23 protein-coding genes and 1 tRNA gene are annotated in these 25,594 nt (G+C 67.6%); 18 read left to right on the top strand and 6 right to left on the bottom strand.

Annotation, left to right across the window (positions count from 1 at the left end):
• The first annotated feature begins 96 nt into the window (after positions 1 to 96).
• A complete protein-coding gene (gene hemL, locus LuPra_RS29600; protein WP_110174109.1) occupies positions 97 to 1,410 on the top strand; it encodes a glutamate-1-semialdehyde 2,1-aminomutase in 1,314 nt (437 codons plus the stop codon).
• A gap of 13 nt (positions 1,411 to 1,423) precedes the next feature.
• Positions 1,424 to 2,407, top strand: coding sequence for a histone deacetylase family protein (locus LuPra_RS29605; RefSeq protein WP_110174110.1), 984 nt, complete (start codon positions 1,424 to 1,426; stop codon positions 2,405 to 2,407).
• On the opposite strand, the gene LuPra_RS29610 is transcribed toward LuPra_RS29605, so the two are convergent.
• Positions 2,331 to 2,648 (bottom strand): hypothetical protein, encoded by a 318-nt coding sequence (locus tag LuPra_RS29610; RefSeq protein ID WP_234800612.1) that lies wholly within the window; start codon positions 2,646 to 2,648, stop codon positions 2,331 to 2,333. The two genes, LuPra_RS29605 and LuPra_RS29610, sit on opposite strands and share 77 nt — an antisense overlap.
• Before the next feature lie 58 nt (positions 2,649 to 2,706).
• Here LuPra_RS29610 and LuPra_RS29615 point away from each other — a divergent pair, with 58 nt between their 5' ends.
• The gene (locus LuPra_RS29615) at positions 2,707 to 3,888 is read left to right on the top strand and encodes a tetratricopeptide repeat protein (protein WP_110174111.1); all 1,182 of its coding nucleotides are present in this window, start codon (positions 2,707 to 2,709) and stop codon (positions 3,886 to 3,888) included.
• Between the two features lie 15 nt (positions 3,889 to 3,903).
• A complete protein-coding gene (locus LuPra_RS29620; protein WP_110174112.1) occupies positions 3,904 to 4,398 on the top strand; it encodes a hypothetical protein in 495 nt (164 codons plus the stop codon).
• A 454-nt stretch (positions 4,399 to 4,852) separates the two neighbouring features.
• Here LuPra_RS29620 and LuPra_RS29625 read toward each other — a convergent pair whose 3' ends face one another.
• The 4 genes from LuPra_RS29625 to LuPra_RS29640 all read right to left on the bottom strand — a co-directional run bounded on the left by LuPra_RS29625 (position 4,853) and on the right by LuPra_RS29640 (position 9,703).
• Positions 4,853 to 6,292, bottom strand: a complete 1,440-nt coding sequence (locus tag LuPra_RS29625; RefSeq protein ID WP_162472857.1) for a mechanosensitive ion channel domain-containing protein — start codon at positions 6,290 to 6,292, stop codon at positions 4,853 to 4,855.
• A 50-nt stretch (positions 6,293 to 6,342) separates the two neighbouring features.
• On the bottom strand, positions 6,343 to 7,470 hold the full coding sequence (locus tag LuPra_RS29630) for a M48 family metalloprotease (RefSeq protein WP_162472858.1): 1,128 nt from the start codon (positions 7,468 to 7,470) through the stop codon (positions 6,343 to 6,345).
• A gap of 97 nt (positions 7,471 to 7,567) precedes the next feature.
• Positions 7,568 to 9,574 carry a CHASE2 domain-containing protein gene (locus tag LuPra_RS29635; protein ID WP_110174115.1) on the bottom strand — a complete coding sequence of 669 codons (2,007 nt, stop codon included), beginning with the start codon at positions 9,572 to 9,574 and terminating at the stop codon, positions 7,568 to 7,570.
• Between the two features lie 54 nt (positions 9,575 to 9,628).
• Positions 9,629 to 9,703: transfer RNA gene (locus LuPra_RS29640), tRNA-Glu, on the bottom strand.
• A 292-nt stretch (positions 9,704 to 9,995) separates the two neighbouring features.
• Here LuPra_RS29640 and LuPra_RS29645 point away from each other — a divergent pair.
• From LuPra_RS29645 to LuPra_RS29665, 5 genes are all read left to right on the top strand, one after another.
• Positions 9,996 to 11,390 (top strand): M23 family metallopeptidase, encoded by a 1,395-nt coding sequence (locus LuPra_RS29645; RefSeq protein ID WP_110174116.1) that lies wholly within the window; start codon positions 9,996 to 9,998, stop codon positions 11,388 to 11,390.
• Positions 11,391 to 11,469: 79 nt separating this feature from the next.
• On the top strand, positions 11,470 to 12,360 hold the full coding sequence (gene cyoE, locus LuPra_RS29650) for a heme o synthase (protein WP_234800613.1): 891 nt from the start codon (positions 11,470 to 11,472) through the stop codon (positions 12,358 to 12,360).
• A 125-nt stretch (positions 12,361 to 12,485) separates the two neighbouring features.
• Positions 12,486 to 12,899, top strand: a complete 414-nt coding sequence (locus tag LuPra_RS29655; RefSeq protein ID WP_110174118.1) for a DUF420 domain-containing protein — start codon at positions 12,486 to 12,488, stop codon at positions 12,897 to 12,899.
• 127 nt (positions 12,900 to 13,026) lie between these two features.
• The gene (locus LuPra_RS29660; RefSeq protein WP_110174119.1) at positions 13,027 to 13,767 is read left to right on the top strand and encodes an SDR family NAD(P)-dependent oxidoreductase; all 741 of its coding nucleotides are present in this window, start codon (positions 13,027 to 13,029) and stop codon (positions 13,765 to 13,767) included.
• 198 nt (positions 13,768 to 13,965) lie between these two features.
• On the top strand, positions 13,966 to 14,367 hold the full coding sequence (locus LuPra_RS29665; RefSeq protein WP_110174120.1) for a type VI secretion system tube protein Hcp: 402 nt from the start codon (positions 13,966 to 13,968) through the stop codon (positions 14,365 to 14,367).
• A gap of 93 nt (positions 14,368 to 14,460) precedes the next feature.
• Here the strand turns inward: LuPra_RS29665 and LuPra_RS29670 are convergent, their stop codons facing one another.
• Positions 14,461 to 16,089, bottom strand: coding sequence for an alpha/beta hydrolase fold domain-containing protein (locus LuPra_RS29670; RefSeq protein ID WP_234800984.1), 1,629 nt, complete (start codon positions 16,087 to 16,089; stop codon positions 14,461 to 14,463).
• 231 nt (positions 16,090 to 16,320) lie between these two features.
• On the opposite strand from LuPra_RS29670, the gene LuPra_RS29675 reads away from it, so the two are divergent.
• The 9 genes from LuPra_RS29675 (at position 16,321) to LuPra_RS29715 (ending at position 25,575) form a co-directional block, all read left to right on the top strand.
• The gene (locus tag LuPra_RS29675) at positions 16,321 to 16,698 is read left to right on the top strand and encodes a VOC family protein (protein ID WP_110174122.1); all 378 of its coding nucleotides are present in this window, start codon (positions 16,321 to 16,323) and stop codon (positions 16,696 to 16,698) included.
• Between the two features lie 234 nt (positions 16,699 to 16,932).
• Positions 16,933 to 18,918 carry a sensor histidine kinase gene (locus LuPra_RS29680; protein WP_162472859.1) on the top strand — a complete coding sequence of 662 codons (1,986 nt, stop codon included), beginning with the start codon at positions 16,933 to 16,935 and terminating at the stop codon, positions 18,916 to 18,918.
• A complete protein-coding gene (locus LuPra_RS29685) occupies positions 18,915 to 19,595 on the top strand; it encodes a response regulator transcription factor (protein ID WP_110174124.1) in 681 nt (226 codons plus the stop codon). The genes LuPra_RS29680 and LuPra_RS29685 overlap by 4 nt, the downstream gene beginning before the upstream one ends.
• A gap of 77 nt (positions 19,596 to 19,672) precedes the next feature.
• Positions 19,673 to 21,748 (top strand): tetratricopeptide repeat protein, encoded by a 2,076-nt coding sequence (locus tag LuPra_RS29690; RefSeq protein ID WP_110174125.1) that lies wholly within the window; start codon positions 19,673 to 19,675, stop codon positions 21,746 to 21,748.
• Between the two features lie 1,272 nt (positions 21,749 to 23,020).
• The gene (locus tag LuPra_RS34725; protein ID WP_418001424.1) at positions 23,021 to 23,368 is read left to right on the top strand and encodes a histidine kinase dimerization/phospho-acceptor domain-containing protein; all 348 of its coding nucleotides are present in this window, start codon (positions 23,021 to 23,023) and stop codon (positions 23,366 to 23,368) included.
• Entirely contained in the window at positions 23,253 to 23,501 is a 249-nt protein-coding gene (locus LuPra_RS32645; protein WP_162271259.1) for a hypothetical protein, read from the top strand. Before LuPra_RS34725 ends, LuPra_RS32645 begins: the two co-directional genes overlap by 116 nt.
• A complete protein-coding gene (locus LuPra_RS29705) occupies positions 23,446 to 23,793 on the top strand; it encodes a sensor histidine kinase (RefSeq protein WP_234800615.1) in 348 nt (115 codons plus the stop codon). The genes LuPra_RS32645 and LuPra_RS29705 overlap by 56 nt, the downstream gene beginning before the upstream one ends.
• Positions 23,790 to 24,464, top strand: a complete 675-nt coding sequence (locus LuPra_RS29710) for a response regulator transcription factor (protein WP_110174129.1) — start codon at positions 23,790 to 23,792, stop codon at positions 24,462 to 24,464. The genes LuPra_RS29705 and LuPra_RS29710 overlap by 4 nt, the downstream gene beginning before the upstream one ends.
• An 85-nt stretch (positions 24,465 to 24,549) precedes the next feature.
• Entirely contained in the window at positions 24,550 to 25,575 is a 1,026-nt protein-coding gene (locus tag LuPra_RS29715; protein WP_110174130.1) for a hypothetical protein, read from the top strand.
• Positions 25,576 to 25,594: the final 19 nt, after the last annotated feature.

A 25,594-nucleotide genomic window follows, 5' to 3' on the forward strand; every position in this document is an offset into this window, starting at 1 on the left:
GGGCCGTTCGGCGAACGGCCCCTGCCCTCGTGACAGATGCCGCAGTCAGTAGGTAGGGCGCGTTCCCCGAACGCGCCGACGACAGGACGGAGACGCATGGCGGTGCGAAAGGTGACGCGCTCGGCGAAGTTGTTCGAGCGAGCGCAGAAGGTGATGCCGGGCGGTGTAAGCAGCCCCGTGCGCGCGTTCAAGGCCGTCGGCGGTGAGCCGCGGTTCATGAAGAGCGGCAAGGGCGCCTACATCAAGGACGAAGATGGCCGCACATATCTCGACTACGTGATGTCGTGGGGGCCGCTCATCCACGGTCATGCCCCGAAGGGACTGCTCGCGGCGCTGGGGCGAGCCGCCAAACACGGCACCAGTTTCGGAGCGCCGACCCGCCTCGAGATCGAGTTGGCCGAGGCGGTGCGTGAGCTCGTGCCGTCGATGGAACTGGTGCGCTTCACGAGCTCCGGGACCGAGGCCGCCATGAGCGTCCTGCGGGTGGCCCGGGCGGCGACCGGCCGAGACGCCGTGATCAAGTTTGCCGGCTGCTACCACGGCCACGCCGACGGCTTCCTGGTGGACGCGGGGAGCGGCGCCGCGACACTCGGTGTTCCGACCTCACCTGGTGTCCCGAAGGCCGCTGCGGCCTTGACGCTCACCGCACGTTACAACGACCTTGCATCGGTCGAGTCCGTCGCCGAACTAGCGAAGGACGGCGTCGCCGCCGTGCTCGTCGAGCCGATCGCCGGCAACATGGGCCTCGTGCCGCCCGAGCCCGGCTTCCTCGAAGGGTTACGGGCGTTGTGCGATCGCAGCGGCGCGCTGCTCGTCTTCGACGAGGTGATCAGCGGCTTCAGGGCCTCGCGCGGTGGCGCGCAGCACCTGCTCGGTGTCCGCCCTGACCTGACGTGTCTCGGCAAGATCATCGGCGGCGGCCTGCCGGTCGGAGCCTACGGCGGCCGCGAGGACCTCATGCGACGCGTCGCTCCGGACGGGCCGGTGTACCAGGCCGGGACGCTGTCGGGAAACCCACTCGCGATGACGGCGGGCCTCTGGGCGCTGTCGCAACTCTCCGACAAGCTCTACGCGAAGCTCGAACGTCTCGGTGGCCTTCTCGCCGAGGGCCTGTCCGATGCCGCGCACCGCGCCGGCACCGACGTCAGCATCAATCGCGTCGGCTCGCTGCTCACGGTCTTCTTCCTCGATCGGCCGGTGATGAATTACGACGACGCGAAGGCCTCCGACACGGCGGCGTACGGGCGGTTCTTCCAGGCGATGCTTGCAGAAGGCATCTACCTGCCACCATCACAGTTTGAGGCGTGGTTCCTGTCTGGCGCGCACGCCACGCGTGACGTCGACGACACGATTCGCGCGGCCCGCAAGGCGTTCGAGGCGGCAGCCACGACGCAGGCGGTCGGCGACTGAAGCAGGGCACGGCGTGCAGGCGTTCTACTGCGACCATTTCGTGCTGCCGCTTCCGGAGGGGCATCGCTTCCCGATGGACAAGTACGCGCGCCTCCGGGCGCGCGTCGTCGACAACGGCATCCTCCCACTCGAGCAGTTGCATGAACCACATGCCGCGCCATGGACCGACCTCATGCGCGTGCATACGCCGGATTACGTGGCCCGTGTCCGCGACGGCGGGCTCACGCGCGAAGAGCAGCGTCGAATCGGCTTTCCGTGGTCGGTGCAGATGGTCGAGCGGTCACGGCGATCGGTGGGAGGGACCATTGACGCGGCCCGCGCCGCGCTGCAGGACGGGGTCTCGGCCAATCTCGCCGGGGGCACCCACCACGCGTTCCGGGACCGCGGCGAGGGCTACTGCATCTTCAACGACGTGGCCGTTGCCGCCACGACGATGATCGAGACAGGCCGTGTCCGGCAGGTGGCCGTGATCGATCTTGATGTGCACCAAGGCAACGGCACGGCGGCGATCTTCGAGCACGACCCACGTGTCTTCACCTGCTCGCTGCATGGCGCGGCCAACTTCCCGTTCCACAAGGAACGCAGCGATCTCGACGTGCCGCTTCCCGATGGCACCGGCGATGGTGAATACATGGCACACCTGGCGGCGGCACTCGATGTGGTTTTGGCGATCGGACCGGACCTCGTGTTCTACGTCGCGGGTGCAGATCCCTACGAAGGTGATCGACTGGGGCGCATGCGCCTGACCGAAATGGGGCTGCGACAGCGCGATGCGATCGTGTTCGGGCGGTGCCGGGCCGAGCGCGTGCCGGTGGCAGTGACCATGGCCGGCGGCTATGCACCCGACGTGGATGCGATTGCGCGCATCCACGCCGGCACGATCGAGGAAGCCGCGCAGTCGGCGCAGCGCTGGGGTGGGGCTATTCCTTGCCGGCCCGGGCCTTGGCCCAGCGACGCTTCTGTGCCTCGGCAATCCGCCGCCGGGCATCGGCGCTGAGCTTGCGCTTCTTGCGCACCTTGGGCGCAGCCGTCGCGGCCGACGCCGCGCTCGCGACGGCGGTGACGGCGGCGACGATCGCACCGCGAGCCGACGCGCGCAACGTCCGCGCCTGCGACTCGAGTTCCTGTAACCGTTGGCGCGTCGTCGCGATTTCCTGCTCGAGCCCCTGCAGGGCCCACGTGAGCAGTTCGCGACTGCCGCCTATTCCTGTCCTTGTCAACTTACGTGTTCTTGCCATGACCAGTACTCCGGGAGGGTGGAACGGTGAAAGACGCTCAAGCATAGCGCGCTTTCTCATGCTTGCAATCACATTTGTCGGCGTCGATGTGATGTCCATCCGTGCGCAGGAGACATCATTCGATGCGGCACTTGGACACGCCTACGCTACCGCCTACAACCTGGACCATGACGAGGCCGTGCGCGAGTTGACGACCCTCGCGAAGTTAAAACCAGACTTACCGACCACCTATCGTGCCCTTGCATCCATCACGTGGCTGCGGTTGTTGTTCAGCCGCGGCACCGTGCTTGTCGACGAGTATCTCGGACGTATCTCGAAACGCGACGTGCAGATGGCACCGCCGCCGCCGGACATGGCGGCGGACTTTTCGCGCTATCTGTCGGCGGCCATTTCACGTGCCGAGGCGGAGGCGACTCGCAATCCGCGGGACGGCCGTGCACTCTACGACCTCAGTTCCGCACTCGGCCTGCAAGCCTCCTGGGCAGCCACCGTGGAGGGTCGGATGGGGCGCGCGTTCGGTGCGGCGCGACGTGCATACAAGACCGCGGAGCAGGCCAGCGTTGTCTCGCCCGATGATCCCGACCCTCGCCTGATCCTCGGCACTTATCGCTATGTGGTGTCAGGCATGAACCTGCCGACGCGCATGGTCGCGTACATGGCCGGCCTCGATGGTGACCGGGCGCGGGGCCTGCAGATGGTGGAACAGGCGGCGGCGAGTGCCAGCCCCGTGCAGACCGAAGCACGCTTCGCCCTGATCCTCCTCTACAACCGCGAACGGCGCTGGGACAACGCCCTTGGCGTGTTGGCCGCGCTGCGCGACTTGTATCCGCGTAACCGGCTGCTGTGGCTCGAGACTGGCGCGACCGCCCTGCGCGCCGGCCGGCCAGCCGATGCCTTGCGGTGGCTCGACGAAGGCCTCGCGATGACGGCACGCGACACACGCCGGCGCATGTTCGGCGAGGACGCCCTCTGGCGCCTGAAGCAAGCCGTGGCGCTGCGCCTCCTGGGGCGTCACGAGGATGCACGGCAGGTACTGATCGAAGGCCTCGCGGCGCCGCAGGCCAGGGACTGGGTGCGAGGTCGCACGCACCTCGAACTGGGCGAAGTGTCGCTCGCGCTCGGCGACCGAGACCAGGCCCGGTGGCAGGCGACCAAGGCGCTACCGCTCCTCGAACGAGGCGACGACCCGCAGGGCGTGCGCCTGGCGCGCAGTTTGCTCGAACGCGCCACTCGCGGATAACGTCTCCCTGTTCAGATGGCGATTCGGCGCTGGCTTTCGGTCGTCCTCGGCGTGCTGCTGGTGCTGGTGCTCGGCATCATTGCGCTCGCGGGGAGTTGCGCCTACCTGGTGCGCAAGCAGGTGCAGGTGCGCCAGGCGGCCTCGGTCGGCGATTACGAGCAAGAGGCGGCCGCGATCATGAAGCGCTTCGACGGCATCCCGCCGCTCGTCGTGCAGGGCCCCTTCGGGCCGACCATCTCGAGCAAGGCGCTCGTCGCACGACAGAAACGCGGCGGTGCGATCAGCAACCTGCACATCCTCGTCTTCTCGATCCATGACGGCAAACTCGTCCGGCTGACGCTGCCGATGTGGTTGCTGCGCATGTCACCGGACGGGCGGATGGACATCAATCGCGACGAGGTCGGCCTCGACAACGTGCGGCTCTCCATCGAGGACCTCGAAGCCGCCGGTCCGGGTCCGCTGTTTGTACGGAAGACCGACGACTCGCGCGTCCTCGTCTGGGCCGAGTAGCACGTCAACACGCCTGCCAAGGTGTCCCTTGGTCCGGACACCAGCGATGGCACGGTGATTGAAAGAATGACTATCGCCAGGTCTTTCAGCAGGGATACAACAGGGCTACCGCGAGGGCTACCGCGAGGCCGGGTACCGCTGAGCAAAGTTTTCGCGGCGAGGCGCCGATTGACATGACAGGAGCGGGCGACCGGCAGATGTCCGGCGCCCGCGGCCGATGGGCGTCATCGAGCGTCCAACACATTCACGAGGGATGGCAGCACACGGGGGCGCAGGCGGGTATACCGCCGCGCCTTTCGTGTTTGTGGACGGTTTCGTGTACCCGTCGAACGCCAACGATTTTCGCGGCTGCGGGCTACGGGCTGCAGGCTACCCGGGCCGTATATCGGGACTGCCGGTGGCGTTCGCGCCATGGATCTCTTGTCCGGCGCGCTGCCCGCGGGCACGTACCCGCTCAGCGCAGCCTGAGGAAGCGGCGCATGCGGGCGACCAGCGAGGCTGGCGGTTCCACTGCAGGCAGGTGGCGGTGCACCGTGTCGGCAAAGATGGACTCGAGCTCTTGACGGCGCCGGGCGACGGCGTCCGCCAGTGTGTCCAGTACGCTGGCTGACGCGTCGGCCAGTTCGCGCAGAACCGTGTCGTCCAGCTCGAAGACCAGCGTGTCGCGAGTGGCGGTCACCGTCGCCGAGCGCGGATCGCCCGTGAGCCAGGACATCTCGCCGAACACTTCGCCGACGCCGAGCCTGGCGACCTCATGGTCGTCAGGTGCGAGGCTCACGCGCGCCTCGCCGCGGGCGATGAGGAAGCTCGTGCGGCCCGTGTCCGCCTGCCGCACGATCACTTCGCCAGCGCCGTACAGGCGTGGCCGCGCCGATGCGGCCAGCCGTGCACGCGCCTCGGGCGTCAGCCCGCCAAGCAATGCCGTGTTCCCGATCAGCGAAGGCAGGTCGGCCTGCTCCGGCAGGGCGACTGCAGGCATCGTCGCTGGCGAGTACTCGATCTGGATCGGGTATGGGATCTCGATGCCGTGCCGCTGGAACGTGTACCAGAGGGCCGTGCGTATCTGATCCTGCGCGAGCGAGGCCCGCTCCATGTCCTGGACGAAGCAGCGGGCACGATAGGTGATGGCCGAGGCGCCGAAATCGACCAGCAGCACGTCGGGGCCAGGCGACGCCATCGCGAGCGGCACCTGAGCGATCGCGTCGACCATCAACGCCTTCACGTGGTTGGGCGGCGCCGTGTAGGTCACGCCGACGTCGACGAACACGCGCGTCGGCGGCGCCGGTTCCGAGTAGTTGACGATGGCGCCGTCGGCGATGCTGCTGTTGGGCAGCGCCACGAGCGTGCTCTCGCGGGTGCGCAGCACCGTTGACCGCCACGAGATCTGCGTCACCCGTCCCTCGTGATCGCCGACCCGGATCCAGTCCCCCACCTTGTACGGCTGGTCGGCCTGCAACGCGAGGCCGGCGATGGCGTTGCCGAGCGTGTTCTGGAGCGCGAGCCCCAGCACGACCGCGCCGGCGGCCGCGGTCAGTTGCAACCGGTCGTTGAAGAAGAGGACGACGACCGTCACGAAGATGGCGACGGTGATCGCGTCCTGGAGGATCGCCGGGAGGTGATCGGGAAGCCGATCCTGACGGAACGGATTCACCGCCAGCAGCACGATCAGGTTGCTGGCCGCGAGCACCAGCAACACCGGCGCAACCGTACCGAGCGAGCGAGCGATCCCCGGCGGCGTGCCGGCCCAGACGGCGAGCCCGTAGGCCAGCAGGTAGCCGATGGCCAGCGCCACCGTCAGCACCAGCTTGCGCTTCACGTAGGTGTTGCGCGTGCCGGCCCTCGCCAAGAGGGCGGAGACCAGCACCAGCACACCTGTCAGGGCGGGGATCGGCAAGGTTCGGTAGTCGGACGTGTGGACGGCAAGCAAGCATCAGGCATCAGGCATTACGTAAGTGACCCGGCCTTCTTGAAGGCCTGCAGTTCGGCCGGCGTGAACTTGACGGCGACCACGGCAGGGTTGCTGCCGCCCTTGGCATCCTTCTCGGGATCCAGGCCTCGCGCGCCGCCAGAGCCGACCACCTGCGCCGACTTGGTCTCGCTGCCGCCGCCGGAGACGAGCCGGCCGAGCCCGAAGCCCTTCTTCTTGGGCGCCTCCGCGGGTGCCTCTGCCTTCGCCGTGCTGGTGGACTTGCTGTCCTTGGCCGTGCTGCCCTTCTGGCTCGATCCGCCCGCCAGTCCCTTGGTGCCGGCTTCCACCGTGGCAATCTGCGACTGCGGCACGGGCTTGTACCTGATCGTCGTCTTGAACCGTTCCGACACGAGTTGCGTGCCCGAGAGCTTTCCCTTGATGATGGCCGCGCCGAGCTTGCCCTGCCGCGCCTCCATCTCCGGGTGTGAGCTGAAGAGACCACGCTTCTCGGTCGCGCTCTTGTTGCGCTCGGCGAGCGTCGTCAGGAAATTGCCAAGGGCCTGCGGCGCATACCCTGCCTTGCTGATCAGCGTGATGCCCATCGTGTCGGCGGCACTCTCGTCGCCACGGCTGTAGGCGTTGTCGAGGATGTTGTTGTAGGCCGCGTTGGCAAGGAACTCGATCATGGCGTTGCCGCCGGCCACCTCCTCGGCCGCGGCGCTCTTGATCGTGTTCTTCTTGAGCGCGTCGATCGTGTGCTCCTCGGTGACGTGGATGATCTCGTGCGCGAGTACACCGGCCAGTTCCGCTTCGTCCTTCATCAGCGCGAGCGCGCCGCGGGTGATGTGCACGTAGCCATGCGGCGCCGCAAAGGCGTTGACGGCATCGGTGTCGAGCACGATGAACGTCCACGGCAGGCCAGGCTTGGTGCTCTTGTCGGTCACCGTGCGGCCGACCAGCGTGACGTACTTGTGCACGGCCGTATCCTGGACGACGCCGTATCGCTGACGGACGAGGGTGCTCACCTTGGCGCCGAGCGCAGCCTTCTCCTCGTCGGACCAGTTGAAGTCGCTGACCTGCTTGGCGCGTTTGGCGCCCTGCTCGATGATCCCGAACTGCGCCGCGGCCGGGTTCGCGAGTCCGGCCAGGAGCGTGAGGGACAACACTGTGCGGATGAACGTCACCGTAAGTACTCCCGGATTCGATGTCGACCGTGCAACCTGCCCTGCAACCGGCGTCCCGCGCCAGCTGTCCTGATTTCTACTCGACCACTATTTCGAAGATATCGACCGCGACGCTCTTGCCCTTCACCACCACGCTGCCCAGTGGCCGCAGCGTCCACGGGGTGCGCAATTGGCGGCGGGTCGCGTCGCTGATGATGACCGAGGTGCCATATTCCTTGTTCAGCGACTCGAGCCGCGCTCCGAGGTTGACGGCGTCGCCGATCACCGTGTAGCTCCGCACCTGCCGCGAGCCGATGGTGCCGGCAATCATCTCGCCGGAGTTGATACCGATGCCGATGCCGAGCGTCGGCCGCCCAGCGGCGGCCCAGCCCCGGTTGAGTTCGCCGAGCGCTCGCACCATTGCCACCGCCGTGGCCACGGCATGCTCGGCGTGGTCCTCGTCGTCGAGCGGGGCGCCGTACAGCGCCATCACCATGTCGCCGACGAACTTGTCGAGCGTACCGCGATGCTCGAATACGACGTCGACCATGCGTGAAAAATACTCGTTCAGCTGCTGGACGAGCGCCTCGGGATCGCCGCTCTCCGAGAGCGTGGTGAATCCCCGCATGTCCGAAAACAGGACGGACATCGTGCGTCGCTTGCCCCCGAGTTCCGCGAGCGAGGGATTGGCGAGCACCTGCTCGTAGACGTCCTTCGAGAGGTAGCGCGAGAACAGCCCTCGCACCTGCCGCTTCTCCCGGCCCTCGACCAGGTACTGATACGCGAAGCCGCTACCGGTCGCGAGCACCCAGCCGAGCGTCGCCGGAACCAACGGCACCCAGAGGCCCCGGCCGAATGCCAGCACCCCGCCGACGTGCGCGGCCACCAGCAGGCCGACTGCGGCTGTGACACCCAGCCACACGCGCGCCGGCATGACGGCGTACCTTGCACCAACGGAAACGAGCATCGCCAGGAGAACGCACAGCCACGCGGGCAATCGATGGACGACCCGGCCTGACAGGACCATGTCCGCGACGTTGGCGTGGATGTGCGGACCCGCCATGGCCCCGGTGGCTCCAAGGGGCACCGCGAAGACGTCCTTGAGCCCGACCGCTGTCGCGCCGATGAAGACGAGGCCGCCCTTGAACGTCGCCGGGTCGATCAGCGGCTTCTGCCCTTCGAGGAGCTGCTGCTCGGAATAGAAGAGGTCGTAGAACGAATACGTACGGTAGGTGGGGGTCTTGCCGTCGGGCAGGATCGCCGGTCCCCGGTAGCGAATCAGACTGCGGCGGCCCCTCTGGGGCTCGCCGGCCTGCCCGTCGAAGCGGGGAATGTCCACGACCGGCGCGGGAAGCCGCGTGCTGCCGATCACGAGGTCGGCGCGATCGAGCCGGACCTGCGCGCTTGGCACATCCAGCATGGCCTGCGCGGCGGCGATGCCGAACGAGGGCAGGAACAGGCCGCCGCGGCGGACGAACGGGATGACCTGCCTGACCGGGCCATCCTCGTCCACGAGCATCACGTTGTGTCCGAGTGCGCGGGCAGCCTCGCCGAGGCCGGGATAGGGTCCGGACAACGCTGGACGCAGGTCGATGCTCTCGTCGAGGCCGTAGTTCCCCTGCGGGGCCGATCGCAGCGTCCGGTCCACGTCGTCGGCGCCCGTGGCGCCCTCGTAGACGCCTTCGGCCAGGTGGATGACGTTGCCCGCGGCCCGCGTCGAGTCGACGAGCGCCTGGTCGGAATCGGCTCCCGTCCACGTGGTGCCGCCGGCGTCGAATCCCGTGCGCCGATCCCGGTCGGTGAGGCTCACGTCATACGCGACGGCCTTGGCCGGACCGCGAGCGAGGAAGTCGATCACCACCGCGTGAACGAGTCGCGGCCACGGCCACCGGCCGACGACCGGCTCGAGGCGACGCAGGCTGATTTCGTCGATCTCGACGACGGAGATGGCGGGGTTTGCGTGGGCGGGATCGACTGTCCAGCGCATCGCCAGGTCGTACAGCTTGGATTCGGCGACCTGGAAGAACGACAACTGGCCGAGTGCCAGACCCGCCAGACCTGCGGCAAGGCCGAACGCGGCGGCGAGGAGCAGGCGGGATCGCATCTATACGACAAAGCCCCGCGGGGCGGGGCCGGTCGGCTGGCTGAGCGCCATGGTTGGTAGCGGTACGGGGATTCGAACCCCGGTCCCGTGGCTGAGAACCACGTGTCCTAACCCCTAGACGATACCGCCGTCCAGGCACACAGACCCTTAAGACTACGGGGCACGGCCCGGGCTGTCAACCGTCTCGGAGCCAACGCGTCGGACAAGTGTCCATGGCGCCAGCGCCACCGGCCGGCGCGAATCCGTGGAGGTGTAGCCGCGAGACTTGTCCCACGGTCCGCAGCGTGTCGGCGAAGTCCGACGTCGACGTGCCTGCGGGCCAACCTTGTGTAGCGGTCGACCTTCAGGTCGACCGTCCGGCCACGTACACGGCCGCAGTTTGTCCTGCGGTGAGCCACCGGTCAGCTATCATCGTGAGGATATGCGTACGTTGCTCGCACTGCTGGTGGCGCTGTTGATCGCCTTCGGACTGGTCTGGTTCCTCGCCGGTCGCGCTGCAGGACCGGCGATCAGGCTTGGTGCACCCACGAAGGTGCTGGGGCAGCGAACGCCGCTGACGCTGGACGTATATGCCCCTGGGGGCCGCGTCACGGCCATCGACGTCGGCCTGGAGCAGAACGGCCAGCCGCTGCCGCTGGGCTCGCAGGCGCAGCCCCAGGCCCTCAAGTTCGCCACCGCCGCGGATCGGGTAACCGTGAGCGGCGAGATCGGCCGCCAGACCGCCCCGGCACTCAAGACGGGCGCGGCGACGCTGGTCGTCCATGCGACCCGGCCGGTGCTGTTCGGCCTGCGACAGGTCAGTTCCACCTTCCGCAAGGACCTGCAGGTCCGGCTCACGCCACCGACCGTCACGGTGCTGTCGCAGTTCCACTTCATCAACCAGGGCGGGGCCGAGACCGTCGTCTACCAGGTGAACCCGGCCGACGTGGACTCGGGCGTGCGCGTCGGCGAACTGGAGTACCCGGGCCTGCCCGCCGCTGGCGCCGGTATCCCGAATGCCGCACCGGGCCTGCGCGTGGCCTTCTTCCCGTTCCTGTTCAACCAGCCGCCGTCGACGCCGGTGTCCATGTGGGCACGTGACGAGGCCGGCAACGCGACGCGGGCGGACCTGGACTCGAAGGTCAACCCGAAGCAGTTCCGCAAGAGCACGATCCCGCTCGACGATGTGTTCCTGCAGAAGGTGGTGCCGGCAATCCTGCAGAACACGCCGGATTTGCAGGTGAAGGACGCCAGCGACCTGCTGGCCAGCTACCTGGTGATCAACCGCGACCTGCGGCACCAGAACAACGAGACCATCCGCACCATCGGACGAACGAAGACGGCCCGGGAGATTCTCTGGCGCGGTCCCTTCCGCCAGATGATGAACTCCGCCGTCGAGGCCGGCTTTGCCGACGAGCGCACCTACGAGTACAAGGGCAAGGCCGTCGACAAGCAGGTCCACCTCGGCTTCGATCTCGCGTCCACGCAGAACGCGCCCATTCACGCCGCCAATCGCGGCACGGTGGTGTTTGCCGGGTTCCTCGGCATCTACGGCAACTGCGTGATCGTCGACCATGGCATGGGCCTGCAGTCGCTGTACGCCCACCTGAGTTCGATCGGCGTCCAGGAAGGCCAGACCGTGGAGATGAATGCCGAGCTCGGACGCAGCGGCCAGACCGGATTGGCCGGTGGCGACCACCTCCACTTCACGATGGTCCTGCACGGCGAATTCGTCACGCCGGTGGACTGGTGGAGTTCCCAGTGGATCGAGGACCGGGTCATGCGGAAGTTGCGCGCTGCCGGAGTCCCCGCGCCCACACCGGCGGCCACGAAGTAACGACCCGCATGGTCCCGGGCATCCGGAGCACTCGGGATATCTGTGAAATAATCCGCGCCTGGGGCATCCGCCCCCCTGCATGCGGCCTCACGCCCTCGCCTACCCTCTCCTGTCGACACGGATGTCGGATTACCTGCAGCTCACCAAGCCGCGCCTGAACCTGCTCGTGGTGTTCACGACCGGGGTCGGCTACTGGCTGGGTGTCGCCGGGCACGTCGACCCGGCGAGGCTGTTCCATGCCGTGGTAGGCACCGCGCTCGTGGCTGGCGGCTCGGCGGCCTTCAACCAGTTGTACGAACAGGACGTGGACGCGCTGATGTCGCGCACGCGCCTGCGGCCGCTGCCCGACGGGCGCCTGACGCCGTGGCGGGCCTTCATCTTCGGGCTGGTCCTGAGCGCGCTCGGGCTGGTGCAGTTGTCGTTCGGCGTCAACCACCTGAGCGCGATCGTCGCGTTCGCGACCCTCCTGAGTTACGTCGTGTGGTACACGCCCATGAAACGGCGGTCGTCGTTGTCGACCGTGGTGGGTGCGATCCCGGGCGCGTTGCCGCCGGTGATCGGGTGGGCCGCGGCCACCGGCACCCTCTCGCGCGAGGCGTGGCTGCTGTTCGCGATCGTCTTCCTGTGGCAGATGCCGCATTTCCTGTCGCTGGCGTGGCTCTTCCGCGAGGAATACGAACGCGCCGGGTTCCAGGTGCTGCCGGTCGTGGAGCCGACCGGCCGCAGCACCGCGAGGCAGACGGTGATCTACACCGCGGCGCTGATCCCGGTGAGCCTCGGACCCGCGCTGACCGGACTCGCCGGCCCCGTCTATTTCGCGGTCGCGCTCGTCCTCGGCATCGCGTTCCTCGTGCTCGCCCTTCGCTTTTCCCGCGACCTGCACCGGCGCACCGCGCGCCAGTTGTTCCTCGGCTCCCTGGTCTACCTGCCGCTGATCTGGCTGTTCATGATCGCCACGCGAGTTCCCTGACGGCCTTCGTCAGTCGGCCGTCGGCCTTCGCAGGGCGGACGGCGGAACCGACCGTGCTGTACGGCGCATCCTTCAGGCAGCCTGCAGGCCGTAGGCTGTAGGCACTGCCCCTGAGTCTTCACGCCTTGACCGTCTCCGACCTCCCCGCCCTCAATGCGAGCCTGAACGCGCTGGCGTCGCTGTTCCTCCTGGCCGGCTACGTGTTCGTGCGGCAACGGAAGATCGGCGCGCATCGCGCCTGCATGCTGGGAGCGCTGGCGACATCGGCGCTGTTCCTGACGAGCTACCTGATTTATCACTACAACGTCGGCTCGCGGCCGTTCACGGGAACCGGTTCGATCCGGCTCGTCTACTTCGCGATCCTGATCTCGCACGTGCTGTTGGCCATCGCCATCGTGCCGATGGTGCTCGTCACCGTCTCGCGGGCGCTGACCCGTCGCTTCGACCGCCATCGCCGCATCGCACGGATTACGTGGCCGCTGTGGATGTACGTGTCGGTTACGGGCGTCATCGTGTACGTGATGCTCTACCGGATGTAATGCCTAATGCCTGATGCCTAATGCCTGATGCCTGATGCCTGATGCCTGATGCCTATGCCTGCCGAAAGTTCACTCGGTAACGAGCAGGCAGGCTGCAGGCCGTAAGCCATAGGCGCGAGTAGCCGATATGCCACTTGAGAATCGCATCGCCCTGATCACTGGCGGACGACGGATCGGCCAGGTCGTGGCCGAGGAGCTCGCGCGCGCCGGGGCCGATGTCGCGCTGTCGTACCGGTCGTCCCGGGCGGAGGCCGAGGAGACGGTCACCCGGGTCCGCGCGCTGGGCCGGCGGGCGATCGTGCTCCAGGCCGACGTGAGCCGGCCGGCCGACTGTGCAACCCTCGCCCAGGGGATCGAGCAACAACTCGGCGGCCTCGACATCGTCGTCAACATGGCGTCGACGTATGTGTCGCGGCCGCTCGAGGAGATCGACGAGCACGCGTGGCGCGCCGACATCGACAACAATCTGTCGTCGGCGTTCCACGTCACGCATGCCGTCCTGCCACTGCTGCGGCGCCGCTCGCCGGCGCACGTGGTCAACTTCACGGACTGGCTGCCCGCAAGTGGCAGGCCACGCTACACCGGATTCGTGGCGTACTACGTCGCGAAGGCCGGCGTGAAGGCTCTCACGGAAGCGCTCGCGCTCGAGCTCGCGAAGGACCGGATCCTGGTGAACGCCATCGCGCCCGGCCCGATCGTCCCGCCGCCAGAGCTCGATGCTGAGCAAGCCAAGGCCGTCGCCGAGGCCACGCCGCTGGGACGATGGGGCGGCGAACTCGAGATCGCCAGAGCCGTGATGCTGCTGGTGACCACGCAGTTCATCACCGGGGAGACGCTGCGGGTCGACGGCGGCAGGCATGTGAGATAAGCAGAAATTAGAAGGGTGGAATTCGAAATTCCACGTTCCCTCCCTCCCCACTCCTGCCGCGCGAACGATTCACGCACCGACCGCGTCTCGGCCCTCCATCGCGCCGGTGTCGTCGCCTCTCGCCAGATTCCGATCTACCAGGCAGGAGGGGTGCCACGCGCAGGGCGAGGCGACCGCTCGTCATACAGGAGAGTCGTCATGACTGAAATCTTCGTCAAGATCGATGGTGTCACGGGTACCGCCACCGGCGCGCATCACGGGTGGCTGGTGGTGTCGAGCGCGCAGTTGTCGTCGACCGAGAAGAACTCGGTCGTCATATCGAGGGTCTACGATCGACTCTCGAACAAACTTTTCAAATTTTTCAAGGATGGCACGGCCATTCCGACCGTCACGATCGACGTCATGAAGGGGGGGCGGCTCGTGACGCGACTCGAACTGGCGAGTGTGCTCATCGCCGAGTTCTATCCCGTATCCGGCCAGCCACCCATGGAGTCCATTACGTTCAACTACACCGGGGCGAGAACCGTGCAGGGCACCACTGCGAGCAGCGACGATGCGGTGGGAAGGGCATGGTCATTGGCGGAGCGGCGGGGCGCGTAGACCGACACTGAAGCCGCACATCGGACGTCGTGTTCGCGACGTCCGATGACCAGACGCCGCCGCTGCGTGCAGGCTCACGCCGGCGGCGCTCGTTCATCGGAGAGGGCTGCCGCGATGCGGACCCGGCGCGGCACCTGAGCGTTGCCGTGCGTCAGCCCTGTCGCTTGTCTCGTTCGGCGTCACCCGGAGTCGAGCGACGAGCCAGTCTCCTACCCCCTTCTCCCAGGTGCGCCACGCGGGATTGTCGTTCCACGCCTCCATGCCGTGAGGCGCGCCGTCGAGTTCGAGCACATCGACGCGTGCGCCGGCGCTCTTCAGGGCCGCGGCATACGCGCGCTGCTGCGCCACGAGGCGGTCTGCGGTGCCGGCGAGGATGAGCATCGGGGGCGCCGTGCTGGCGGCGTGATGCAGCGGCGAGTATTCACGCAGCGTCTCACGGCCGGCGGCGTCGAGGGTCGTCAGCCGGAACAGGCGCCGCGCCAGCGATCGCGGGTTCGCGGGATCGCCGGCATTGGCTTCGAGGTCGTAGACGCCGTAGAAGGACACGATGCCCGCCAGGCCCGGCTCGCTCGCGGCCAGATGCGCGGCCAACTGACCGCTCGCAGATTCGCCTACGAGCACCATGCGCTTGGGATCGAAGCGCAACTCGCGCGCGTGGTCACGCAGCCAGGCGAGGGCCGTCCTCACGTCGGCGACCTGCTCGCGATTGGTGACGTCAGGCGTGAGGCGGTAATCGATGGAAACCCACGCGAGCCCCTTCGCTGCAGCCAGCGCCAGCATCGGCGCGATGTAGGTGACCCGGTCGCCTGCCTCCCATCCCCCGCCATGTACGAGCACGACGACGCCGTGCGGACCCGCACCGGCCGGCGTCCACAGATCGAGCGACAGCGTGTTGGCGGCGTCGTAGACGACGCGTTTGCGCAGGCCATCGGTCGCCGCCGTGCCGCGTGCCGGTGCCGGCACGGAACCGACGCGTGTCGACAACCACTGCAACAACTCGCGTTTGTAGCCCCACTGCGAAGGCCACCAGTTCTCGACGCGGTGGCTCGCGCCGGCCACGTCGACGACCTCACACGAAGCCTTGGCACGCTCGCACAACGTCCGCGCCTCGACGATCGGCACGTCGCTGTCGGCAAGGCCATGCACGACCCGTGTCGGCACAGCGGGTACGGGGGCGCTGGTAAAGCGTCCGCCAATCACGACGACCGCAGCCGGCGTGGCCGGCGCTCCCGCAAAACGCCCGAGGCGCAGTTCCTGCAGGCGCGCGGCAAGCTGCAGTGCCGCTGGCGCGGCGCCATCCTCCGCGACGAGCACCGTCTTGTACTGGTCCACATGCAACGTCGCGGCATGACACATCGTCAGCAGGCGCAACGCCGCCGTCAGGTCCTCGACCGCCACGTCAACGCTCTGCGAGCGATAGTCGGCGGTGGCGACGACGTAGCCGGCGTCGCCGAGCATCTCGACCAGTTGGCCGACGTATGAAGACCGCTGGCCGACGGTGCCCGTTCCGCCGCGCAGAACGACGGCCAGTGGCCGGATCGCTGCATCAGTGTGCGGGTAGACGTCGAGCGCGAGCGGCGCACCGGTGGTGCCTCCGAAGCGCACGTTCATCAGTCCCCGCGGCAGCAGCGCGCCTCCCTGCGTACCGGTCGGCGTCAGCGGCAGGCAGTCCTTCGGCTGTGCCGCAACCGGTTGGGCAGCGACCAGCAGCAGGAGCAGCATCACGGTGGCAGGGGCGCCTCTCCGCGGCGCCCGCTCGCCGGCACCTCCCGCCTTCGCCACGACTGTGGCGCGCCAGGGGCGAAGGGTTGCCCCTGCCCTCGAGGAGGACATCGTCATGGTCGGGACCTCATTATTCCTCAGGTGCCCCGCGGCCCGGCCAGGACCGGGACAGGTGCGATGACACACAATCTTCTCAGCGCACCGCACGCCTGGCGCCTACAGGGAGTCCACATGCAGCTCAGTCCCCTCATCTGCGTACACGACGTGGCAGCCAGCAGTGCCTGGTACCAGCACCTGCTCGGTTGCGAGAGCGGGCACGGCGGCTCGGAGTACGAACGCCTGAACGCCAACGGGAGGCTGGTGCTGCAACTGCACCAATGGGAGGTGGAGCATCAGCACGGCCCGCTCGGCGATCCCGCGCTGCGGCCCTACGGCAACGGCGTGTTGCTCTGGTTCGAGCTCGACGACTTCGACGCGGCCGTGGCGCGGGCGCGCGAACTGCAGGCGGACGTCGTGAAGGAGGCCTATTTCAGCGAGAACCGGAATTGGGAATGCTGGCTGCGCGACCGCGACGGCTACACCGTCGTCCTCACGAGCCCGCTGCCCTGACGCCTGGGCCGGGCTCGGAGAGCCGGCCCTACCGGTCGCGCGTGGGCCGCGCACGGAGACCCGGACGTACCGTCGGGGTGCCAGTCCCGGCGTATCGGTCGCGGGCAGGAAGAGCCGAATCCAGCGGAGGCCCGGCCGCCACGCTCGACGAGAACTCCACAAACGCTCGACCAGGACACGACGCAGCGCCCGTGACACATGAGGTGTGATGCGGCAAGCTACACATCACGTTCCATGCCTGTCGCGAGTTCCTGGTTTGGCGGGCCGAAGCGCCTGCTGTGGTCGTTTGCGCTCGTTCTGCTGCTGCCGGCCGTCGCCGTCGGCTGGCTGGGCCTGCGCCTGATCGATCAGGACCGCGAACTGGAATCGCGTCAACGCCTGGAGCGCCGTGACATCGCCGGCGAACGAGTCGTGGCTGGACTCGAGCGAGCCGTGGCCGCGACCGAGCGCCAGCTGCGCGACCCGAGGTCCGGCATCAGTATCCAGCCCGGCGCCGACGCGCTACTGGTGACCATGCGTGCCGACGGACTGGATGCCTCCCCAACGGCGCACCTGCTGTTCACGCCCGATCCGCCTCGGGCCGCTCCGGAGCCGACCACGGAGTTCACCGACGGCGAAGCGCTGGAGTTCAATGGCTCCCATGCGCGCGCAGTCGAGAGCTACAAGGTGCTGGCACGATCGCCGGACGAGACCATCCGCGCCGGCGCACTGGTCCGCATCGGCCGGACCCTCCGGAAGATGGGCAGACCAATCGAAGCGTTGGCGGTCTATGAAGACTTGTCTCGCATCACTCGGTCGCACGTTGCGGGACTGCCGGGCGACCTGGTGGGCCGACGAGCGCGCACAGCACTCCTTGCAGAACTGGACCGGCGCGACCAACTGCGTGCGAGCGCACGTGAGTTGCAGGCAGACCTCGTCGCCCGCCGCTGGGCGCTCGACCGCGGCACGTTCGTGAGCTATGCCGGGCAGGTTCGCGAATGGACTGGCGAGGAACCTCCCGCGATGGCTGAGCGCGAGGCGCTGTCGGATGCGGTGGACTGGCTGTGGCAGGAGTGGCGTCGCGGGGCGCTGACATCGGCGGGCCGAGTTGTCCGGCGGCACGGCAGCACTGACGTCACGGTGCTGTGGCAGCCTGGTGCGGCAGCGGGGCCCGGGCAGGGCGATCGAGTCGTGGGGCTCGTCGCCGGTCCACGATTCCTCGCACGCGAGTGGGTCCGCTCACTCGCGCCGGTTGGCCTCCTTGACGTGGCCTTCGTGAATCCCGACCCCCAGGTCCCGCGCGCCGCGCCGGCAGCGGCCGCGTCCGCCCTGCGCCGGTCGGCCGCCGACACGGGCCTCCCATGGACGCTCATCCTCACCGACAAGCCTGGCGCCAGTGATCTCGACGGAAGCAGTTCTCGACGGAGGGTCGTGCTCGCGGGGCTCGCCCTCATCGTCGTCGTCGTGCTCGCCGGCGCGGTCGTCGTCGCCCGTGGCGTTTCGCACGAACTCGACGTCGCACGGCTCCAGTCGGACTTCGTCTCGGCCGTATCGCACGAGTTCCGCACGCCGCTCACCTCGCTACAGCAGTTCACCGCGATCCTCAACGAAGACAACGAGCCGCCGCCCGCCAAACGCCGCGTGTTCTATCAGGCGCAAGCGCGCGCCGTGAGTCGCCTGCAGCATCTCGTGGAGTCGCTCCTCGACTTCGGACGCATGGAAGCAGGCGCGTACCCCTATCGTCCGGAGCAGATGCCGGTCGGCCCATTCGTGTCGGGACTGGTCGCTGCGTTCCGTGGCGACGGCACGCCCGAGGGCTTCGTGGTCGACTGTGCCATCGACACGGACAGCGGCGACATCACGGCCGACCGCGATGCACTCGGCCGCGCGATCCGCAACCTGCTCGAGAACGCAGTGAAGTACTCCGGCGACGGACGCCGCATCGACGTGCGCGCCACGCGCCGCGGCCGCGTGGTGGCGGTCAGCGTCCGGGACGAGGGCCTGGGCATCCCGCACGCCGAGCAGCAGCGCATCTTCACGAAGTTCGTGCGGGGCGCCGCGAGCCGAATGTACGGCATCAACGGCACCGGCATCGGCCTGGCCATGGCGCGTGAGATCGTCCGCGCACACGGCGGCGACATCACCGTCGAAAGCATCGTCGCCTCGGGCAGCACGTTCACGGTGACGCTGCCGGCAGCAGATACCGCCAGGGACGCCATCCACTCACGAGGTTCCTCATGAGCCGCATTCTCATCATCGAAGACGACCCGGACATCGCGATGGGCCTGCAGGAGGACCTCGCGCGGCATGGGCACGAGTCCGAGGTGGCCCGCGACGGCGACGCCGGGCTCCGTCTGGGCCGCGACGCGTCGTGGGACGTCATCCTGCTCGACGTCATGTTGCCGTTGCGCGACGGCTTCGAGGTCTGCCGGGAACTGCGACGGCTGCGCGTGAAGACCCCCATCATCATGCTCACGGCCAGGACGCAGGAGGCCGAGAAGATCCTCGGCCTCGAGTTCGGCGCCGACGACTACGTCACCAAGCCGTTCAGTCCCGCCGAGCTGCGGGCGCGGATCAAGGCCGTGATGCGCCGCTTCGAGGACGATGGGGCGCAAGCGGGAGTGTGCCGTTTCGGCGACTGCGAGGTGGACTTCGATCGCGCGGAACTCCGGCGTGCCGGAAAGGTGGTCGACATCACCGCGCTCGAGCTTCGGATGCTGGATGCGTTCAAGCGCAGTCGGGGTCGCGTCCTCACGCGCGAGCAACTGATTCGACAGGCATGGGGCGAGAACACCTACATCGGCGATCGCGTCGTCGACACGCACATCCTGAATCTCCGCAAGAAGATCGAGCCGGTACCGACGGCGCCTCGCTTCCTCAGGAGCGTGCGCGGCATCGGCTATCGCTTCGATGCCTGAACTACTCGACCGAAACTCGACGCAGGCTGGGTGAAGGGTCGACCGTCGTTGCCTAGAGTGGCGCCAGGAGATCAGACATGAGAACTCGAATCCTGATGCTCGTGGCCGTCGTGGTGGGTCTGGTGACACTGTCCGGTGCCGTGGCGGCGCAGCGATCCGACCCAGCCGCGCAGGCGCTCCTGCGCACAGCGACCGACAAGGAGATCGTCGACGGCGACCTCAGGGGCGCCATCACGCAGTACCAGGCGATCGTCAATCGCTATGGCAGGACGGACCGGGCGACTGCAGCGCAGGCACTGCTGCGGACGGCCGAGGCGTATCGGAAGCTGGGCGACCCTCAGGCGAAGCAGACCTATCAGCAGATCGTCACGCAGTACGCGGACCAGACGGCGGTGGTGACCGTCGCGCGGTCTCGACTTGCGCCTTCCGCTCCGCCAAACGCGACGACCTCGGACATACGAGCGGTGTGGAGCGGCGCCGATGTCGACCTTCGCGGGCGCGTCTCGCACGACGGCAGGTATCTGTCGGGCGGTACCGCGGCGTGGCCGAGCAATCTCATCATCCGCGACCTGGCCAGCGGCCAAACGACCACACTGACGACGGGGGCCAACGACATCGAGTACGTCGAGCACTCTATCTTCTCGCCCGACGACACGAAGCTCGCGTACGCCTGGTTCAACAGCAGGCAGCGGTACGAGCTGCGGATCATCGACCGAACCGGCGGACAACCGCGCGTTCTCTTCGAGCTGCCGGCCGATGGCTGGATGCAGGCCTTCGATTGGTCACCCGATGGCCGGCTGATCGCCGTGCAGATCAACTCGGAGAAGGTCCAGAAGCTGGCCCTCGTGTCGGCGGCCGATGGGTCCGTGCGCGTGTTGAAGTCGTTCGGGCCGCAGCGCTCCCCTAATAACCTGAGCTTCTCGCCAGACGGCCGGTTCATCGCCTATGACATCCCGCCAGCGGAGGACGGACCGGCGCGCGACGTCGTCGTCGCCGCGGTGGATGGCTCGCGAGAGGTCCCGGTCGTCAGCCACGCCGCCAATGACGAGTTGCTCGGGTGGTTTGCCGACGGGCAGCGCCTGCTGTTGACGAGCGACCGCACGGGTACCAACGACGTCTACGCGCTCGGCATCCTGGACGGCCGGGCGCAGGGTGAACCGCGAATACTGAAGCGCGACGTCGGCGCCGTGACTGCGGCGATGGGTTTCACGAGGTCCGGTGAGTTCGTGTTCGGGACACGACCGGATTCGGCCGACGTGCAACTGGCGACCTTCGATGCGGCCGGACGGCTCACGGACAACCCGAAGCCACTCGCAGGGCACTTCACGGGGAACCGCTTCACGGGAGCGTGGTCGCCAGACGGACAGCAACTCGTGTACCTGTCACAGGTGCGATACCAGCAGAATCAGAAACAGCTGTCCATCTACACGGCCCGGACAGGCCAGGTTCGCACGGTTCCGGTGGCGATGCCCTGGTTCCACAATGCTGTGTCGTGGGACGCGGATGGCCGTCACGTCCTGCTGCAAGGTCCAGACATGAAGAACCGCCACGGTCTGCAGCGCGTCGACATCGACTCCGGTGGCGTGGAGTTGATTCGTAGCAGCCAGGACGACGGCACCTTCATCATCTACACCCACCCGCTGGCGATGTCGCCGGACGGCAAGTCCCTGTTCTTCGTGGGTGGCCCCCGAAAGCTCGGCCTGCTACGTCGTGACATGGCGACGGGGCAGGAGACGGCCCTCGTCGATGGTCGCCTGGCCGCGTTCGCCCTGTCATCGGATGGTCGTCAGCTGGCCGTAATCATGCGGTACGGGCCTGACGGACAGCCAATCGGCCAAGCGAACCACCCCAACGCCACCGACGTCATCCAGGTGATGCCGGCATCTGGCGGGCAGCCTCGAGAGATCTTCAGGGGCGCGAGGCTCGGCACGACGATCGCGTGGGCCCCTGACGGCCAGTTCGTGTACTACGGGCAGATGCCAGGGGGCAGCATGTGGCGAGTGGCAACAACAGGCGGCGAGGCGCAGGAGTTGCCGATCAAGGTCGAAGGGCTGGCCCGGATCAGTATCCGCCCGGACGGATCTCAGTTAGCAGTGAGCAGCAGGACGCGGCTGCAGGAGGTGCTGGCGATGGGGCCCTTTGCCGTTCCTTGACACACGCGTGACGCGCGCTGCAAGAAACCGGTGCAGACTGATGGCCATTCATGTCGACGCGCGCGCGTCATGGCCAGGCGGCCGCTCGTCGCCTTGTCGTCTGGTTGCTATTCACGACGGTGGTCCCGGCCAGCGCGCTGGCAGGCCTGGGCTGGGCTCTCGTCCGCGAAGACCGCGCTCGTGAGACCGAGCGGCGGCGGGACGCCCGGGAGCACGCCGCGACGTTGGCGGCGACGGCCCTGCAGCGCACCCTGGCCGAACTCGAGGATCAGCTGTCCAGCCTCAGCGTCGGGCAGCCATCTCCTCCCGGCGCGCCCCGCGCCGGCGTCGCCATAATCACGTTCGATAGGACCGGAACGTCGAGGCGCGCTGGATTGCCGCTGCCGTTCTATCCCGCGACGCGCTCTCGCGAGGTCCCGCGTTTGGCCGCACTGGATCGCGCCGATGCCCTCGAGTTTCGTCAACGGGACCAGGCCGGCGCGATCGCCGTGCTTGGGACCGTTGCCACGTCGGCCGATCCCGCGACACGGGCTGCAGCCCTCGTTCGCCTGGGTCGCCTCGAAAGCAAGCAGGGGCACCTCACTGCCGCGCTCGAAGCCTTCGACCGGCTCGCAGGGCTCGACCCGGCCATCGTCGATGGCGAGCCCGCGGGCCTGCTCGGGACGCAGGCGCGAGCGCTGGCGCTCGCGGCGGCGGGTCGCGATGAGGAGGTGCGGCGTATCGGGTCGACGTTGATCGCCGATCTCGATCGAGGCCGCTGGGTGCTCTCGCAGGCGCAGTACACGTTTGCCCGCGAGCAGGCGGTCCGATGGCTCGACCCGCGCACTACGGCTACGTCGACAACGCCCGACCCTGAGAGCATCGCGCTGGCGACAGCCGCGGAGATGCTCTGGGCCGCAAGACAACGTGGCGAAGCGGGCGTGATGTCGACGCGCGGCAGATCGACAATCTGGGCGCACGATCTCTCGGTGCTCGCCCTCACGAGGGGGGCTGGTGAACAGCTTACGGTGATGCTGGTGAGCCCACGTGTGCTGGAGCGGCTCTGGCGCGCGCCCCTTGCCGCCGCAGCACGCCCGATCGATCTTGTCCTGACCGACGCCGAAGGGCGCACTGTTGTTGGTCGCCCGAGAGGAGGGCCGGACAAACAGGCCGTGCGAACCGCATCGGTCACCAACCTCCCGTGGACCGTGCATGCCATCGAGCCTGGGCCAGCACCGGCTGGCTTCGCTTTCGCCGCAGGCACAGCTCATGCTCGCGGCGATTGGCGTGATGATGTTCGCCGTGGCGGCGGGCGGCTACCTGACAACGCGTTCGCTCCTGCGGGCGACCCACGTGAGCCGGCTGCAATCGGACTTCGTCTCTGCCGTATCACACGAGTTCAGGACGCCCCTCACGGCCATCAGGCACCTTTCTCAGTTGCTCGCGCGCGGACGCGTGTCGTCCGACGAGAGGCGTGCCGCATTCTACGAACTGCTCGTCCACGAGAGCGACAGGCTGCACCGGCTTGATCGAGGGCCTGTTGAACTTCGCCCGACTCGAAGCCGGCGAGCTGGATTACAGCTTCGAGTCGGTGGACCCGGGGCCGTACCTGCGCGAGATCGTCGCGGACTTTCGACGTGACATCAGCGGCCGCGACGTGGGCATCGAGCTGACTGGTGACGAGGTGGCCATTGCCGGCCATTCGAGCCGACCGCGAGGTGCTTGGGCGAGTCTTCTGGAACCTGCTCGACAACGCCGCGAAGTACTCGCCTGACTCGCCGCAGGTCCGCGTCGAGATCGAGGCAGGCGACGGCGAGGTGCGGGTCCGAGTGCGCGACCACGGCATGAGCATTCCCGCCGTCGAGCAGTCGTTGATCTTCGACAAATTCTCCCGCGGTGCGGCCGCGCGGACAGCCAGCATCAAGGGCACGGGCATCGGCCTCGCCATGGCCCGAGACATCGTGCGCGCTCACGGCGGCGACATCGGCGTCGATAGCGCGGTCGGATCGGGCAGCACCTTTACGGTGATGCTGCCCGCGGCCTTTACTGAGACCACATCCGCATGACGCGCATCCTGATCGTCGAAGACGAGCCCGCCATCGCCGCCGGCCTCGAAGAAGACCTCACGTTCGAGGGCTACCGCGTCGACACCGTGGCCGATGGCGAGGCCGCCGTCCTGGCGGCACGGGAGGGCGCGTTCGACCTGCTACTCCTCGACGTGATGCTGCCGAAGAAAGACGGGTTCCAGGTGTGCCGCGAGCTGCGACGCGGTGGCGTCACCACGCCCATCATCTTGCTGACCGCCCGGTCACTCGAGGCCGAGAAAGTGATGGGGCTGCGGATCGGCGCCGACGACTACATCACCAAGCCGTTCGGCAGCGAGGAACTGCGGGCACGCATCGATGCGGTCCTGCGGCGCGCAGGCCGGACGACCGCGGTCGACAGGTTCCGGTTCGGCGAGTACGAGGTGGACTTCGCGCGCTGCGAGGTCGCGCGCAACGGCGTACTGGTCGACGTCACGGCGGTCGAGTTCAAGCTGCTCTCGGCGTTCATCCGCAGCCGAGGCCGGGTGCTCAGCCGGCAGCAGTTGCTCGACATGGTGTGGACCGACACGCATTGCGTCGACCGCGTGGTCGACAGCCACGTTGCCAACCTGCGGAAGACGATCGAGCCGGATCCGTCGACACCGCGGTATCTCGTCAGCGTGCGCAGCCTCGGGTATCGCTTCGATGGCTGAGATTCCTCCGAGTCTTTGCAGAGTCTCCACCGATGGCGCGCTCGGTCTGCATGGCCGATGGCTATCGTCAGGTCCGGAGGCACCGATGATTCGCAGATTCCTCGCCATACCCGTGATCGCCCTGGCCCTGTCAACCGTTGGACACGTCGTGGCGCAGCAGCCCGATCGGGCCGTACTGCTTCTGCAGGCGGCCCAGCAAAAGGAGACCGTCGAGGGCGACCTGACCAGCGCCATCAAGCAGTACGAGACCATCGTCTCGACGTACGGCAAGACCAATCGCCCGGTCGCCGCGAAGGCTCTGCTGAGGATGGCCTCGGCGTATCAGCGGCTCGGAGATGCGCAGGCGCAAAAAACCTGGGCCCGTATCGTGGCGGAGTTCGGGGATCAGGCCGACGCCGTCGCAGAAGCGCGCGTGCGGCTGACCGCAGGGGGCAGCGCGTCCAGGCCGTCGCCAAGCCTCCCGGTCTCGCGCATGGTGACGGGGCACTCCTCGAACGCGGACATCGTGACGCCGGACGGCCGCTTCATGGCGGGCACCGACTGGCACACCGGTGATCTGCTCGTGAGGGACTTGACGTCTCGGGAGGAGCGACGCCCGGTGCGCGGCCGGCTGAGTGATGGCGGCCTGCAGGACTGGGCCGAGAGCCCGGCCTTCTCACCAGATATGTCACAGATCGCCTACTCGTGGTTCGCCACGGACGGTGAGGGCCGGACGACAAACAGCCTGCGAGTCGTGTCCAGGGCGGGAAGCGCGCCGCGCGAAATCGTCAATCGCTTTCCGGAGTACCGCAACTTCGATGTTGCTGCATGGTCGCCAGATGGACGATCGCTGTTGGTCACGGTCATGAAGCCACTGCCAGACCTCAGCGTGCAAATCGCCTGGGTGTCACTCGAGACAGGCGAGGTTCGGGTACTGCGCACTTTCGAATCCTGGCAGAAACAAGGCAATTCGCTTGGCAAGGTCAGCCTGTCGACCGATGGCCATTGGATCCTGTACTCCGCCTTGGCAAGTAAGGAGAGCCTCGACCGTCACGTCTACGCGCTCGCGGCAGACGGGTCAGGACAGAGTCAGCTGACGATGACGGCAGGTGCGTGTACCGATCCGGTGTGAGCGACCGATGGGAGCCACG

Source organism: Luteitalea pratensis (assembly GCF_001618865.1).
GTDB lineage: Bacteria > Acidobacteriota > Vicinamibacteria > Vicinamibacterales > Vicinamibacteraceae > Luteitalea > Luteitalea pratensis.